Origin of the sequence: Collinsella sp. AM10-26 (assembly GCF_003472525.1) — a bacterium.
Classification (GTDB): domain Bacteria; phylum Actinomycetota; class Coriobacteriia; order Coriobacteriales; family Coriobacteriaceae; genus Collinsella.
Genome location: NZ_QRMC01000005.1, coordinates 76,090 through 91,710 on the forward strand (window position 1 = coordinate 76,090; position 15,621 = coordinate 91,710).

The window sequence follows — 15,621 nt, forward strand, 5'->3', positions numbered from 1 at the left end:
CAAACCATTCGAGGGTAACCTGAATGTCTCGATCTGTAACAGTAAGACCGATGTTTGGGTCCTAGTTGTTACAGATCGAGACAAACTCGGAGCAGATGCCCCGGGCATACAACGTAAAACGCCGGGGCACCCGCGTGATGGGCGCCCCGGCGCATGCTGGGCAGGGTTTGCGAAGCGGTGGGAGGGAGGAGAAGCTGTCCTCCCGAAATCCTTACTCCTGACGACGCTTCTTGTCAGTCAGGAAGACGCCGGCGGCTACGAGCACGACACCTCCGATGACAAACGTCTCACCGGCGAGCGCAGCATTGTCGCCTGTGGTGGGAAGTGCCGAGTTGGCGGCCGTCTTGGCGTTGCCGGCAGACGGCTTTCCAGTAACCGGCTTAGCGGCAGCCTGCGTGATCTTGGCCTGCTCGGCCTTCGCCGCCTCTTGCTCCTGGCGAGCGATCTCGTCCTTCAGGGCCTGTTCGGCGGCAACGCGCTTTGCCTTTGCCTCTTTGTAGGCGTTGAGAGCCTCGGTGTAGGCGGGCGTCGCGGCATCAAGGTCTGCCTGAGCGGCATCGAGTGCGGCCTTTGCATTATGTTCTGCCTGCTTGGCGGCGACGCACTTGGCAAAGAGGGCATTGAGCGTATCGTTCGCGTTTGCGTCAGGGCCAGTAGCAATGCCGTTTTCGACGTTGATGGACTTGAGCTTTCCGAGAGTAGCGGCAGCGGCGTCCGATGCGGCCTGAGAATTCTCGACCGCCTGTTCGGCGTTTGCGATGGCGTCGTTTGCCGCACCAAGGGCGACTCCGGCCTCAGTCACTGCTGTGTCGGCGTCCTTCTTGGCCGCCTCGGCGGTGGCAAGATTATCGGCTGCATTGCTCAGGGCGTCGGCACGGGCCTTCTTTGAAGCAAAGTCGTTTTCCGCCGTGGCCAGATTGCTTGTGGCGTGCTCCGCGGTCGCCGCCTTGGCCTCGGCGTTGTCCTTCGCGGTGTCGAGGGCCTGCTTCTTGGCAGCCTCGTCGAGCTTCGCCTTTTCGAGAGCGCTCTGGGCAGACGTCTGGGCTGCCGTGGCTTCTTCAAGCGCCTGATGGGCCTCATCGGCTTTCTCCTGAGCCGCAGCAACATCGGCTGAATACTTGGCAAGTTCCTTCTTTGCATCTTGCAGAGTCTGCTGCTTTACGAGGGTCTCTGCCTTGGCGTCATCAACCTTCTTCTGACTCTGAGCGGCTTGCTCTTTCGATGCCTTAAGCTCGGCGCGCTTCTGGTTGACGACCTGCTCTGCGGTCGCCACGTTGCTTTGGGCGGCTTTGACCTGGTCTTCGGCTTCGGCAACTTTTCCGTTTGCCTTGGCGAGATTCTGCTTTGCTAGGGCAACAGCGGCGGCGGCACTTGCTACGCTGTCGTTCTTGGCGGCAAGGTCGCTATTCGCGGCAACAATGCCTTCCTGCTTTTGAGCGACGAGGGTTTCAGCTGCCTTTACGGCATCGGCTTTCGATGCCGCTGTGCTGCGCTTTTGCTCAAGGTCTGTCTTTGCGGCGGCGAGCTTTTCGCTGGCTTTGGAGAGGCTCAGCTGATACTGATCAAAGAGATTCTCGAGTTCATCGATCGAGTATTCTTTCTCGTACGAACCGTAATTGTTGTCGATCTCCAAGACGAACACATACGGCCAAAGGGTTCCGCGCGAGTTGATGCCGTATCCCATGGTTTTGGCGTTAGGTTGTACGATATTCAAATAATGGCCGATGGTGCCAAAGTCTGCCCCGTGCTTTTCGAATTCGGTTTTGTGGCTCCAGAAAGTATCCCAAGCATCTTTGGGGGCAACGTTGCCAAGGCCGGCTTTCGCTGCAGCCTCGTCAAATATCCCCTTTTCATCATCGACCCATTGGTGCGCGATGTTTTCTTTAGTACTGAAGTTCCAAGCGGCATTTTCACAAATGGCGTAATCTGAGTGACCTAGCGTTTTGTCAGAGTAATTGGAGTCGGATTGAGCGATTGCCATTTGCTCGGCCGTCACCCTAAGCTCACTCAATCCAACGCTTGCACGGTATTCGTTAATCTCGCGCAGCTTGTTAAACGATAGCTTGGCGTTGTCGAGTGACGTGCCGTCTTTTTTATCGCCAATGGTCGTCGGGTTTTTATCGCTCTGCCTATAGATGATGTTTGCAGCGTCGTTGGCACCGATGAACTGGTAGAAGCCGATGACGCTCTGCGCCTCCGCTGTCGTTGCCTTATCGGTTGCTGCCTTGCACGTATCGTATGCTTTCTGTGCATCGACAACGGCTTGATCGGCGGCCGCCTGGTTTGCCTTGGCAGTTTCGAGCGCCTTGTCTGCCTGCTCCTTCTCGGCTTTTGCCTGGTCGACTTGTTTCTGAGCGGCCTTTGCCTTCTCCAGTTCGGCAGCATGTGCCTGCTTTGCCGAGGTCAACTCCGATTGCGCCGCATCGGCTTTCGTCTGGGCTGCCGTTACATCTTTTTCGGCTGCTGCGACTGTCTGCTTCTTGGCTTCGAGCTCGCTTTCGGCGCCGGTGAGGGCGTCCTGCTTGGATTCAACGTCGCTATTTGCCTGAGAAAGGCCTGCTTCGGCAGTCGCCTGCTGCTGTTTCGCCTGGTTGAGTGCGCTTTGGGCAGCATCGACCTTTGCCTGGGCGGCGTCATACTCCGGGCCCTCGGCGCCTGCCTTTGCGGCCGCCAAATCGGCTTGTGCGCTGTCATACGCTGTCTGTGCCGCGACTACCTTACCATCCGCGGCGTTCTTTTCCTGCTGAGCGGAAGCCAGCGTGCCTGCCGCTTCGTCGTAAGCGCTCTGCGCGGCGCTCTGGGCCTGCTGGGCATCGGCGAGCGCGGAATCGGCAGTGGCCTTCGCAGCCTTTGCTTGGTTCAGAGCGGCCTGCGCATCTGCGGCAGCCTGCTCGGCGACCTTGATTTCCTCCGGCGTTGCGTTGGCGGCTGCCTTCTGGGCTGCCTCGAGCTTGGCCTGCGCATCAGCTGCCGCCTGCTTTGCGGCATCAAGGACCTTCGACTTGTCCTCGGCGTCGGTCTTGGCTGTATCGAGCTTTCCCTGGGCATCCTTCAGCGTGGCACTGGCGCTGTCGGCCGCCTTGACGCTTTCATCGAGCTGGCGAGCATATTCGGCACGCGCGGCGGCCTCTGCCTGCGAATTATCGGAGACGGAGGCGTCATAGGTGCTTTGTGCGTTGTCGCGGGCCGCCTGCTTTTCGGTATAGGGAGCAGCCACCGTGTCGTAGTCGGATTTGGCGTCTGCCTCGGCAGCCTTTGCGGCGTCGATAGCAGCCTGCAAGTCGGCAATCTTCTGGGCGTCTGCCTTTACTGCGGAGCCTGCCGCCTCGCCGGCGTGGACAGCAAGCGGGGACATGATCGCGTCCTGTGCCGTGGTATCACTCACATCGTTGGCAAATGCCGAGAACGGCGCGAGCAGCGACGAGCCGGTCATAGCGATGGTGGTTGCCGCGGTGACGGCGAGTCGTGTTGCCTTGTGGCCCGAGAATGTGGGGCGAGGCTCGTCGCCGCTTGAGACTTCCAAGTGTTTAGGTGCGTACTTTGCCATTTCTTCTCCCAATCGTTGAAGGGGTACCTATGACAATTCGTACGTTACGACCGCCGAAAGGGTTTCTGTTGCGCAACATTGGCAAGGAAATATCGACACACTTGAGTCATATATTATGAGGCGAAGTTCTCGGCAAGCTAATGTCTCGATCCGTAACATCTAGCACCAAATATGACCTCTAACTGTTACAGATTGAGACAGATCGCCCGCGGCCAACTCAAATGTCTTGATCTGTAACATCAAGAGAGGTTTTTGACCCCTTACTGTTACAGATTGAGATGTTGTCTCGCGGGGCTGGGGTTTGTCTCGTTCTGTAACATCTAGACCTGTATCTGCCGAGCTAATGTTACAGATCGAGACAATTGCCGGGGAGGGGTCCCGTCACGGCAAGACGCCCGCTCCCTAGATACAGAATCCGGGAATCACGCAGGTTCGCTTGTTTGGCTTTTCCGCAGGCGTTGCGTACGTAAAGACGTCGCCGTCGTGCCCCACGCGGTTCATATAGAGCGTGCCTTCGCTCTCCGATGTGTCGGGGCTCACCGTGCGCTCCCACCAACAGGTGTCCTTGCCCTTCCACTGGCGGACCATCGTCTCGTTCGTGGAATACGGGCTTACCTTGAGCTCGCGGAAGAGCTGATACTCCTTGCCCTCGCCGTTGTAGATATCTGCCAGGTAGTGAAAGTCCTCGGCAAATGACTCGGGCGGTTGCGTACCGCACAGCTCGACCATGGCGGGCAGCCAAAGGGTCGCGGGCAACTCGCTCAGACACGATGCACTGTTGGCGGCGCCGACGTTGTTCGAGATCTTCTTAACCTCTTTAATAAGTGCGCGCAGCTCGCTTGGCAGCAGCTTGAGGCCGTCGCTGTCGAGCCATTCTCGCAGTTCGCAATCTGCCCAGCCGGCGTTCAATGCCTGCGTTGCGGCATCGCGCTCGGCAATACCTGCGTCGAACATAAACGTTAACCCGGCCTTGCCCGTCCCGTCCAGAAGCTCATCGTGGCGGATGCCCACAAGCTGCGCGCCAACCTGCAGTCCGTTGGTGAGCGTGACACGCTTGGTACACGGATAGGGGATATGCCCGTCGTCGTCGAGCAGATGATAGCGCTTGGCAATCTCGCGTGCCTCGCTACGGGACTCCGCTGCCTTAATCTTGAGCGAAATCTCCTGCAGCTGATCCCAGGTGTAGTCGTCAAGTGAGCTGCGGATGCCGTCGAGGTAGTCGGGAATGCCAAAGCCATGAGTGGCGGCGCCGATGACGCCGAGTCCCGCGACGGCAGCGGCAACGCCGCCGATGATAAAGCGCCGGCGGGTCATGGTGTCGCGTTGAGCCTGCTCCAGGATTTCTTGTGCGCGTTCAGCGGCGACGTCGACTGTAAGATGGGTGCCGGCATCGATATCGACCGCGGTCTCGTTGCCCATGCCTTCGCTGTCTTTGGATTCGGCGGTGGGGAGGTAGGACGAGAGCACCTCGAGCATCTGCTGCTCGGTGGGACGATCGCACTGCTCGACTGAGATGCCTTTCATGATGATCTGGACGAGCGCTTCGTCGTCATTGCATCGCGGCTCGAGCGGCGCTGGCTTGGTCTTGGTCTTTATGAGGTAGAACGAGCCGGTTGCCGCGGCACCCGTCGACTCGACATCGAACGGCTTGCGACCGCTGTAGAGCTGGTACAGAATGCTCGATAGCGCATAGACGTCGATGGCGGGCGAGCGGCGAAGGGCCGCGATGCCTTCGATATCCTGCGTGAGCATCTCGGGCGCGGCGTATGCGGGCGTGGCAAAGCGCCAGATGTCGGCGCGCCGGGTGATCGTGTCGTCGCCGAGGGCCATGGTCGCGGAGCCCATGTCGATGAGACAGGGGTCAAAGGAGCAATCGGCGATCTGTTGCTCGAGCGTTCGACTGGTGGTGCGGAACATGATATTGGCGGGCGACAGGTCGCGATGGACGACCGGGTTAACGAGCCCTTGGGTCATCAGGAGTGCGCGAAGCACGGCGTTTCCAACGGCAGCCACCATCTGGGTGGTTAGCCCGCCCGAGGCATCGTGCGGAAGCAAAGGCAGCGCCTGCTTGAGCGAGGCACCCTCGACCCACTCCATGAGGATGAGCGGGTCGTCCTCGCACGATCCATAGCCATAGACGCGCGGAAATCCGCGCAGGTGCGAGACGGTGCACAGATGACGGTACTCCTCGAACAGCGCGGCGGTGTTGGCCAGGTGCGCAGCTGCTTGCTCGGCGGAGCGATTGGGCGTCTGGTCGGAAAGGATGGCGTTGTCCTTGAGCAGCTTGACGGCAAAGACCTCGCCGCTCGTGTTGGTCGCGCGCAGTACCTGTCCGATATTGCCGTTGCTGCGATAGGGCGTTTGGAGGATAAGCGTCATGAAACGGCGCTTGGCATCGTCTTCCGCGCTCGGATTGACCGCCACGGCGGTGTCGAATGTGTCGAGACGGATGAGTTTGCTGCCACGAACGGGATCCATAGTGTTCACAACGTTCCTTTGTTTATAGGGGTTGGCCGTATGCTCATACTAAAAGTACGGACATCGATAGAACCTATGATAGACGGCTCTGATGAAAAGTGAATGTTCATTGTCGCAATTATTGCGTGCAGCACGACGCAAACGGCGGAAAGGCGGAGGACGATTGGCCGCCGTCCGCCTTTCCGCGCTAGTCCACAATGACAAGGAATGTCGTGTAGAGGCCCAGATGGAGCCTGTCGCTGTGTTCGATTTCCACCGGGGGATAGATTTTGCCGGGCTCTCGTTGGTCGCGGGGCGGCTCAATCACAATATCGCCGTCGCCCGCGCCCGATTCGAGCACTGTGCCGTTGGTCGACCCAAGGCCCTGGGCGTACCAGTGCCCGCCCTCGAGCCAAATGCGGAGATGCTCGCGCGATGCATCAGCGCCTACATCGGTGATGCTGGGCGAGGTTTTGGGCAAGGACCCAATTACCGTGCCGCGCGGATCGCGTGTGAGGGGATGGATTTGCATGTCGGCGCAGTTGTCGGCATGGGTTCTGAGCAGACCGAGGTTGGGGGCGACAGTGCGCGGCTGCTCCAGGCTGCTCATAAAGCCACGTCCGACGGTAGTTTCGGTGGTGCCAAAGTGCCCGCCTGTCTTGCTGTCGCAAAAGCGCTCGACGGTGGCCACGCCTTGGATGGGGTCAGCGAGCGCCCCCGTTGCCACAAAGAGCATAAGGTAAAGCGTGCTCTTCTCGCGCACGGTATTGCCGTCAAAGTTATCGATGTGATTGAGGGCATTTGCATATAGGCGGCTGTCCAGCTTGTAGCTGGCGAGAGCTGACATCATTTCGTTGGCTGCCGGACCACGATAGTGCTCGGCGATTGCCTGATAGGCGGACTCGCCGCCGCCGAGCTTGCTGCAGATTGCCGCGGAAATGTTGAGCGTGGTGACGGTAAAGTCGCTGTAGATGGCGGGTGCGTACTGGTCGGGCTCGCGATGGACGATGTAACGGGTGAGATACGAGCGGTTGGAAGAGCATTTCTCGAGCAAGGTGCTGCCGAGATAGGAGTTTCCATTGATAAGCATTCGGGCGATTTCGAGATGCTTAAGACCGCCGAACGAGCGAATATCGTTATAGAGGACCGAGCAAGGCGTCTCTGCTGCCACGGATACCTCCTTTGATTGCTTCCTAGCCAATATGGCGATAGGAATTAATGCCCCCCCGGTGGGCCACGTATTAAATGGCTGCGCAATATATGGCGTAACCAAAGCAACATTATAGGCCACATGTTCGAAATTGCAGGAAGACTGAGAGATTTGGTTTGGACTGGACGGAAATTCCCCTCTGTCTTGATCTGTAACAATTGGGACCGATTTTGCAGCGTAACTGTTACAGATTGAGACGTTTCTGAACCGTGTCGGCCGTTTGTCTCGATCTGTAACACGTAGAGGAAGATTTGCCCTGTAGATGTTACTGATTGAGACAATCGGCCCAGACTCGCCCAGACTCGCCCGTCCGCCTCGTCATCTGTGGTTTACGTGGGGGCATGCGAAGCACGGGTATACTAACCGCGGCGAATCTGCTCCATCGCTTAGAGCTGCTGCGTCTGGACGGCGCGTGATAGGGCTGCCAAAGCGATCGCCAGCGTGCTGAGCAACGTCCTCTCTGTGCGCACCCGTTTTTGTATGTATTAGCGCACTACCAAGCACGCCCGCGCGGCCGCATGCCGTGCCCATTGCGCGTGCAGATAAGGAACAACAACATATGCGTAATTCTGTATCCGACGTCACGGACGCCGAGATTCTGGACGAGACCCGCGAGGCCATGACCCAGGCTGCCTTCGATGCCGCCGATGAGGCCAGCGCCGCCCAGGCCGTCGAGTCCGCTACCGAGAGTCTGCCCGCCTTTGACGAGCTGGGACTTTCCGACGAGATGCTCCGTGCTATTGAGAACCTGGGCTATACGGCGCCCACGCCTGTTCAGGCCGGTTCGATTCCCGTGGTGCTCGAGGGTTGCGATTTGCTTGCCGCCGCTCAGACCGGCACCGGCAAGACGGCCGCCTTCTTGCTGCCGACCATGAACAATCTGGAGCACATCGCTCCTCCCAAACCCGTGCGCGAGCGCGGCGGCCGCAACCGTCGCCGCGGTGCTAAAAAGCCCGAGGGCAACGGCCGTGGCCCCGTGATGCTCGTCATCACCCCCACGCGCGAGCTTGCCCAGCAGATCGACGAGGTCGCGAGCAAAATCGCCGACGTCACGGGCCACGTTGCCGTGACCGTCGTGGGCGGCGTGAGCTACAAGCCGCAGACCGCGGCACTCAAGTACGGCTGCGATATCCTAGTCGCCACGCCGGGCCGTCTGGTCGATCTGATCGAGCAGGGCGCCTGCCACCTGGACGAGGTTAAGGTCCTGGTGCTCGACGAGGCCGACCGCATGCTCGACATGGGCTTTTTGCCCGCCGTCCGCCGCATTGTGCGCGAGACGCCGGCCGAGCGCCAGACGCTGCTGTTCTCGGCGACCCTCGACGAGGAGGCCGTGGGCGAGATCACCGACCTGGTGAGCGATCCGGCCCGCGTGGAGATCGCGCCCGCCACATCGACCGCCGACACCGTTGACCAGTTTGTCTTCCCGGTGTCCATTGAGGCCAAGAACAACCTGCTGCCCGAGTTCCTCAAGAAGGAGGGCCCGGAGCGCACCATCGTCTTTATGCGCACCAAGCACCGCGCCGACAGCTGCTGCCGTCGTCTGGAGCGCAAGGGCATCAAGGCTGCCGCGATTCACGGCAACCGTAGCCAGGCCCAGCGCGAGCGCGCGCTTTCGGCCTTCCGCGACGGTACCGTCGACGTGCTGGTGGCAACCGACGTGCTTGCCCGCGGCATCGACATCAGCGACGTGCGCTACGTCGTGAACTTTGACGTGCCGGCCGAGCCGACCGACTACATCCACCGCATCGGCCGCACGGGCCGCGCCGGCGAGCTAGGCTGGGCCATCACGTTTGTGACCGAGCAGGACGTCGATGAGTTCTACGAGATCGAGAAGCTCATGGACAAGACGGCCGACATCTACGAGGCCGGCGACCTGCATGTGGGCCCCAACCCGCCCGCCGTCGATCCCGAGCGCGACCCTGCGGCCTTTAAGGTGAAGAAGAAGACCAAGCGCGGCAAGTCCAAGAGCAAGAAGAAGCTTGAGCAGGCGCGTCGCGACGGCAAGCGCAACGGCGATGACTACGGCGATGTGGCCGGTCGTTCCAACCGCGGTCGCGACGAGCGTCGCGGCGACGGCGAGCGTCCGAGCCGTCCCAAGCGCGGCGGCAAGATCCGCGTGCGCGAGGGCGTTCGGGCTCGCGTGGACGAGGCTGTTGAGAGCGTGGCCCGCGAGGTGGCTGCCGAGGAGCGCGGGGGTGCTGCTGCCGTCGAGCAGACCCCGCGCGGCAACCGTGCCGAGCGCCGTGCCAAGCAGTTCCAGGGCGAAGCGCACCGCCGTCGTCGTGAGGACGAGGACCGTGGCGGTCGTCGCCGTGTTGAGCGTGAGGACGAGGGCCGTGGTTCGCGCGGCGGCAAGCGCGGTGCGGGCGACCGCCGTCGTTCCGGTCGTGATGACGAGCGCGGTGGCCGTGACGAGCGTCGCGGCGGCGAGGGTCGCGGTGAGCATGGCACCCGCAGCGGTGAGTCCCGTGGCGGCAAGCGCTTTGAAGAGCGCGGTGGCCGCGGCGGCGAGCGTCGCGAGGGCGCTCGCGGCAATGGTGGGCGCAGCGGCGCTGGGCGTTCCGGTGAGTCGCGCGATCGTCGCGATCCGCGTGCCAGCCGTGATCGTCGCGATGACTGGCGCAACTACGACGATACCCGCGAGGAGCGTCGCGGCGGCTACCGTGGTGGTCGTGGCGGCAACCAGGCCGGCTCCCGCGGCGGTCGTGCCGGCGGTCGCGATAATCGTGGCAGCTATGGCAACAGCCGCGGCGGCAAGCGCGGCGGCAGCTCCCGTCGTCCCGGCGACGGCGGCGGCAAGCGCAAGTAACATACGCATCGCCCGCTAGGGCGAGGTGAACCAAGGGCCCCGAGCAACTACGCTCGGGGCCCTTTTTGGTGCAAAGGGGTCAGAGCAAGGAGTGTCCCTGAGTGCCGGCAGAAAAGGAACGTCCCTAAGTGCCGCATAGCTACCGTTTATCGGAGAATAAATACCGTTCACCGGTCATAATGATTATTCTGGCTTTGGGCTTGTCTACAATAGCTCTCGTAAAAAGAAATGCGGAAGGTTACCGAGTCCCTCGGACGTGGGCCTAACCAAAGTCTTTGAACGGGTGTGTCTCTACGGATGCATTCGCTTGATTTTGGTTGGGCTATATTTATGAAGGGGCATGCCGCCATGGGTTTCTTTTCTCGCCTGATGGGCGGTTCGGATGAGCAGAAGACTGCAGCTTCCGAGCTCGAAATCCTCGCTCCCGTTTCCGGCGAGCTTGTTCATCTAGAAAATACCAATGACCCTGCTTTTAGCAGCCGCGCGGTGGGCGATGGCGTTGCCGTGGTTCCCCAAGAGGGAACGGTGTGCGCTCCTGTTTCCGGCACCGTCGCGGCGTTGTTTCCGACTGAGCACGCGCTGGGCATCATGTCCGACGACAGCTCTGCTCAGGTGATGCTACATATCGGAATCGACACTGTTAAACTTGAGGGCAAGGGCTTCCATGCGCTCGTTGCTCAGGGTGACCATGTCGACGTGGGCCAGCCCCTCGTCGAGGTCGATTTCGACGCGGTTCGCGCCGCTGGCTTCGACCCCACGGTCTTCGTTATCGTGTGCGAGCGCTCGGAGAACTCGACTCTTCGTGAGCATGCTTCCGGCCCTGTTGCTGTTAAAGAGCCTGTCGTCTGGCTTTCCGAGTAAATTCTTGTGGTGGGTACCGTGGTTATCAAGCGAGTTTTCAACAATAACGTCGCAATGGTCACTTCGGACGATGGATCCGAACTCATCGTCATCGGCCGAGGCCTCTGCTTTGGCCGCCATGCCGGTGATATCATCGACGAGGCGTCGGTCGAAAAGACCTATGCGCTGCAGGAGGGTACCTCCCAGGATTCTCGTACGATTGACCGCTTGGCACATCTTTTGGAGTCCATCCCCACCGTTAACCTCGTGATTTCCGAGGACATTGTTCAGATGCTTCGTCGAGAGCTCAATGTTGATATCAATGACAAGATTCTCATTGCTCTCGCAGATCATATTAGCCTCGCCCTTGATCGCGAGCGCAAGGGCATTCCGTGTGAGAACCCGTTGCTGCTCGAGATCCAGCAGTTCTATCGCAAGGAGTATGCGCTTGCGGGCCGTGCCCTTCAGATTATCAAGGATTACCTGGGCATCGAGATGAGCGAGGAGGAGCAGGGCTTCATCACCTTGCATATCGTCAACGCTACCATGCCGCAGCGCTCTGACCGTCTGATTGTTTCGGTCCAGCTTGTTCGCGACGTGCTCGCGATTGTTTCCGGGCACTATGCCACGACCCTTGACGTCGCCTCGTTGCCGTACGAGCGTTTCGTTCGCCATCTGCAGTTTTTTGCGCAGCGAGCGCTCGATCCCGCGGCGGGGCAGGTCAATGGCGACGCGCTGTTCCGTATCGATGAAACGGTGTATCCGAGGGCGTTCTCGTGCGCGGAGTCAATTGCCGACCGCTTAGCGTCTACCTATAACGTTGTCGTTACCAATGCCGAGAAGAGTTATCTCGCATATCACATTGTTAACCTGCTTGGAGAATCTGGTCTCTAGGCATAACGTGCCCGCACATCGATTGATATAAGACAAGGCTCATGGTCTTGTCCAGGGCATACCTGTCTTAATTTGCGGAAAAGAAAGGGGAGTATCGCTATGACCGCAAAAAAGAAAGTAAACCTCAAGGCGCCGTTGGAGGTGTTCGCGAAGTCGATTGTCCAGCCGATGATGTATCTCTCGGTTGCCGGCATCCTGCTCATCGTGGGCATCATTCTGACCAACAAGACCATCTGTGCCGTGGTCCCCGTGCTGGGCTCCGGCCCGTTCCAGCTTGCGGGCGCGGTTGTCTATCAGTCGCTGATGTTTATCATCAACAACCTCTCGATTCTGTTCTGCGTGGGCATCGCCGGCGCCATGGCAAAGAAGAACAAGGGCCATGCTTCGCTGATCGCCCTGATGTCGTTCTTCCTGTTCCTTCAGGCCAATAACATCGTGCTCAACGCCACCGGTTCTCTTGCCGAAGCGAGCGGCATGCTCGGCCTTACCGGAACCGGCCAGAGCACCGTTATGGGCATTCAGGTCCTCGATACCGGCGTGTTTGGCGGCATCATTCTTGGTTGCATCACCGGTGCCGTGTTCAACAAGTACTCGAACAAGCAGTTCCCCGTTGCCCTTTCGATGTTCTCGGGCGTTCGCTTTCCGTTCCTGATCATGATCATCATTTCCTGGATCATGGGCGCTGGCTTCTGCATCGTTTGGCCTCCGGTTCAGGGTGCCATCTCCTCCGTTGCCGGCATCATTAAGGAGTCGGGCAACATCGGTCTGTTTATCTACGGCATGCTCAACAAGTTGCTCGTTCCCACCGGTCTGCACCACCTCATCTACACCCCGTTCCAGTTCTCCGATGTGGGTGGCACCCTTACGCTGGGCGATCAGGTTATCGCCGGCGCCTATCCCATCCGTGTCGCCGAGATGGCAATGACGGGCCAGCCCTTCTCCGATAGCACGTATTTCAACAGCTACGCCTTCAACAACCTGTGGCCCTACATCGGCATCGGTCTAGCCTTTATCTTCACCGCCTACAAGCAGAACAAGGACAAGACCAAGGCTGTCATCATCCCGCTGATCATCACCGCCGTGCTTTCCTGCGTGACCGAGCCCATGGACTTCCTCTTTGTCTTTGCTGCCCCTGTGCTCTTTGTCGTCCACTCGATTCTTTCCGGCGTCTTCCTGGTTCTTCTTAAGGTTCTCTCCGTGCCCGCTTCGACTGCAGGCGGCATCATCAACATCGTTGTTTCCAACCTGGTCCTTGGTGTTGATAAGACCAACTGGCCGGTCATGCTGGTGCTTGGAGTTCTCAACGCCGCTCTGTACTTCTTCCTCTTCACCTTCCTTATTAAGAAGCTCAACCTCCACACGCCTGGTCGCGAGGAGGAGTCCGAGCTCGCCGAGTCCGTCGCCGAGGGCGAGGCCGCCGCGTCTGTCGCGGTGAAGCAGGGCGCTGTTGCCGCGGCTCCCGCAGAGGGCGTCGATGCGGGCATTGCCGATCTGGTCGCAGGTCTTGGCGGCAAGGACAACATCGAGGAGCTCGAGAACTGCTTTACGCGTCTCCGCGTGAACGTTAAGAACCCGGACCTCATCGATGAGAACCTCATCAACCACGTGCCCAACAGCGGCATCAACCGCAACGGCAATAATATCCAGATCATCTTTGGCATGAAGGTCGCCGAGATGCGCGACAAGGTCGAAAACGCAATTGAGAAGGAGCAGTAAACAATGATCATTACTCTGTGTGGTGGCGGATCCACCTTTACCCCCGGCATCGTCAAGTCCATCGCTCTGCGCAAGGACGAGCTCGACGTTGACGAGATTCGTCTGTACGACATCAACGAGGAGCGCCAGCGCAAGATTGGCGTGCTCGTGGACTGGATTTTGCACGAGGACCTTGGCCTGGACATCAAGCTCACGGTGACCACCGACAAGGAGACTGCCTTTACCGACGCGAGCTTCGTGTTTGCCCAGATGCGCGTGGGCGGCTATGCCATGCGCGAGCAGGACGAGAAGATTCCGCTGCGTCACGGCTGCGTGGGTCAGGAGACCTGCGGCTGCGGCGGCCTTGCCTACGGCATGCGTACCATCTTCCCCATGGTCGAGCTGATTGACGACGTTGAGAAGTACGCCAAGAAGGACTACTGGATTCTCAACTACTCCAACCCTGCCGCCATCGTCTCCGAGGGCTGCCGCGTCCTGCGCCCCAACGCTCGCATCATCAACATCTGCGACATGCCGATTGCGATCATCGACGTGGTTTGCGCCGCGCTCGATATCGACAAGAAGGACGTCGAGTACGACTACTTTGGCCTCAACCACTTTGGCTGGTTCACCTCGATCCGCCACAAGGGCGAGGAGGTGCTCCCGCAGCTGCGCGAGTACATCAAGGAGCACGAGATTCTGCTGCCCGATTCTTACCTCAAGGGCATGAGCTCGCTGATGTCCAAGAAGCCCGAGGAGGCCACCGACGAGCATCCCGAGCAGAACCGCCACACCAAGGGCAGCTGGTACTACGTCTGGAAGGGCGAGTACGAGATCATGGAGTGCTTCCCGGAGTACCTGCCCAACACGTATCTGAACTACTACCTGCAGCAGAAGGAGTTCGTCGAGCATTCCAACCCCGAGCGCACCCGTGCAAACGAGGTCGAGGAGACGCGCGAGAAGAACCTCTTTGATGGCATCGACCATTACGAGAAGACGGGCGAGATCGACGAGAGCACGTTCTATGCGGGCAGCCACGGCGACTGGATTGCCGATCTGGCCATCGCTCTGAAGAACGATACCAAGCAGCGCTTCCTGGTCATTTGCGAGAACAAGGGCGCTATCCCCAACATGCCCTACGACGCCATGGTCGAGCTGCCTGCCTACATTGGCAAGAACGGCCCCGAGGTCATCAGCCGCGACAACATCCCGCTGTTCCAGCAGGGTCTTATGATGCAGCAGCTGAACTCCGAGAAGCTCATCGTCGAGGCTACGATCGAGGGTTCGTACGAGAAGGCGCTCAAGGCCTTTACGCTCAACAAGACCGTGCCTTCGATGAAGGTCGCCAAGGAGGTTCTCGACGACATGATCGAGGCCAACAAGGGTTACTGGCCCGAGCTTCGCTAAAGACAGAAGGTCTCTGGCACAAAAGAGCCGCTGACCGTAAAACTTGATCAATGCCCTGTTCGCGTGTTTGCGCGGACGGGGCATTGCCGTTTTGCGCAAAGGGTTGATATGGGGGTGGGCAGCGCCGTTGCATCGAGATTGCCCGAGCCCTGCTGTGCCCAGGCGACGCGGTGATTCTGGACGAGCCCTTTACCGGTCTAGATACCGCTGTGCGCGACGCATGCGCCGAGGTCGTGCTCGACTTGCTCGACGGTCGCATCCTGTTGCTTGCCACGCACGATGCCGTCGACGCTCAGGCCCTCAATATCTCGGATATCATCACGCTCTAAATACTTACTCAGCAACAAAAGGATCCGTTTTCCTCCGTCCCCATGGGGTCGGGTATGGTATTCTATCTGCGGGGTAATACTTTGGAATACCAAGTAATACCAACGCCGCAGAAACAAACTCCGGATGCGGGCCAATCGGGTTGCCTTCACAGCCCGTCGCCCAGCCGCGTGGCCCGCATCTATCCGCACTACCGTCGTTTCAAAAAGGAAGCGCCATGGCAGAACACATGACCCCGGTTGTCGCGAAGGTCTTGCCCGAGGAAAAGGCGGCCTTCGCGGCGGCAACCCAGCTCGTGGGCACCACGCCGTCCAACGCCATTCGCATGTTTATCGCTGCGTTCAATCGCTGCGGCACCTTCCCGTTCGACATCTCGCCCAACGGGGCTTTTGGCACTGCGCCCGATTCTCATCAACAATGACTGTCCCAAACTGC

General features: G+C 59.5%; 10 protein-coding genes. 7 read left to right on the forward strand and 3 right to left on the reverse strand.

Features of this window, described 5'->3' with window-relative positions; translation table 11 throughout:
* Positions 1-211: 211 nt before the first annotated feature.
* From DW123_RS05685 to DW123_RS05695, 3 genes are all read right to left on the reverse strand, one after another.
* Complete coding sequence (locus tag DW123_RS05685) at positions 212-3,547, reverse strand: CAP domain-containing protein (RefSeq protein WP_118273184.1); 3,336 nt, start codon at positions 3,545-3,547, stop codon at positions 212-214.
* A 402-nt stretch (positions 3,548-3,949) separates the two neighbouring features.
* Positions 3,950-6,025, reverse strand: coding sequence for a DUF6273 domain-containing protein (locus tag DW123_RS05690; protein ID WP_118273183.1), 2,076 nt, complete (start codon positions 6,023-6,025; stop codon positions 3,950-3,952).
* 187 nt (positions 6,026-6,212) lie between these two features.
* Positions 6,213-7,175 carry an FHA domain-containing protein gene (locus DW123_RS05695; RefSeq protein WP_117794751.1) on the reverse strand — a complete coding sequence of 321 codons (963 nt, stop codon included), beginning with the start codon at positions 7,173-7,175 and terminating at the stop codon, positions 6,213-6,215.
* A gap of 598 nt (positions 7,176-7,773) precedes the next feature.
* Here DW123_RS05695 and DW123_RS05700 point away from each other — a divergent pair.
* The 7 genes from DW123_RS05700 (at position 7,774) to DW123_RS05725 (ending at position 15,607) form a co-directional block, all read left to right on the forward strand.
* Positions 7,774-10,023, forward strand: a complete 2,250-nt coding sequence (locus DW123_RS05700) for a DEAD/DEAH box helicase (protein WP_118273182.1) — start codon at positions 7,774-7,776, stop codon at positions 10,021-10,023.
* A gap of 348 nt (positions 10,024-10,371) precedes the next feature.
* Complete coding sequence (locus DW123_RS05705; RefSeq protein WP_158557550.1) at positions 10,372-10,884, forward strand: PTS glucose transporter subunit IIA; 513 nt, start codon at positions 10,372-10,374, stop codon at positions 10,882-10,884.
* A gap of 18 nt (positions 10,885-10,902) precedes the next feature.
* Entirely contained in the window at positions 10,903-11,757 is an 855-nt protein-coding gene (locus DW123_RS05710; protein WP_118273220.1) for a PRD domain-containing protein, read from the forward strand.
* Positions 11,758-11,856: 99 nt separating this feature from the next.
* Positions 11,857-13,473: a PTS transporter subunit EIIC gene (locus tag DW123_RS05715; RefSeq protein WP_117743031.1), complete on the forward strand. Its 1,617-nt coding sequence runs from the start codon at positions 11,857-11,859 to the stop codon at positions 13,471-13,473.
* Between the two features lie 3 nt (positions 13,474-13,476).
* Complete coding sequence (locus DW123_RS05720; RefSeq protein WP_117743030.1) at positions 13,477-14,859, forward strand: 6-phospho-alpha-glucosidase; 1,383 nt, start codon at positions 13,477-13,479, stop codon at positions 14,857-14,859.
* A gap of 170 nt (positions 14,860-15,029) precedes the next feature.
* On the forward strand, positions 15,030-15,188 hold the full coding sequence (locus DW123_RS09590) for an ABC transporter ATP-binding protein (RefSeq protein ID WP_158570717.1): 159 nt from the start codon (positions 15,030-15,032) through the stop codon (positions 15,186-15,188).
* A 215-nt stretch (positions 15,189-15,403) separates the two neighbouring features.
* Positions 15,404-15,607 carry a hypothetical protein gene (locus tag DW123_RS05725; protein ID WP_117734431.1) on the forward strand — a complete coding sequence of 68 codons (204 nt, stop codon included), beginning with the start codon at positions 15,404-15,406 and terminating at the stop codon, positions 15,605-15,607.
* Positions 15,608-15,621: the final 14 nt, after the last annotated feature.

What these genes read in the sequence shown, in the direction of transcription:
- DW123_RS05690 (WP_118273183.1), bottom strand. Translation starts at nt 6,025, where the DNA reads ATGGATCCCGTTCGTGGCAGCAAACTCATCCGTCTCGACACATTCGAC.
- DW123_RS05715 (WP_117743031.1), top strand. Translation starts at nt 11,857, where the DNA reads ATGACCGCAAAAAAGAAAGTAAACCTCAAGGCGCCGTTGGAGGTGTTC.
- DW123_RS05700 (WP_118273182.1), top strand. Translation starts at nt 7,774, where the DNA reads ATGCGTAATTCTGTATCCGACGTCACGGACGCCGAGATTCTGGACGAG.
- DW123_RS05720 (WP_117743030.1), top strand. Translation starts at nt 13,477, where the DNA reads ATGATCATTACTCTGTGTGGTGGCGGATCCACCTTTACCCCCGGCATC.
- DW123_RS05705 (WP_158557550.1), top strand. Translation starts at nt 10,372, where the DNA reads ATGGGTTTCTTTTCTCGCCTGATGGGCGGTTCGGATGAGCAGAAGACT.
- DW123_RS05685 (WP_118273184.1), bottom strand. Translation starts at nt 3,547, where the DNA reads ATGGCAAAGTACGCACCTAAACACTTGGAAGTCTCAAGCGGCGACGAG.
- DW123_RS05725 (WP_117734431.1), top strand. Translation starts at nt 15,404, where the DNA reads ATGGCAGAACACATGACCCCGGTTGTCGCGAAGGTCTTGCCCGAGGAA.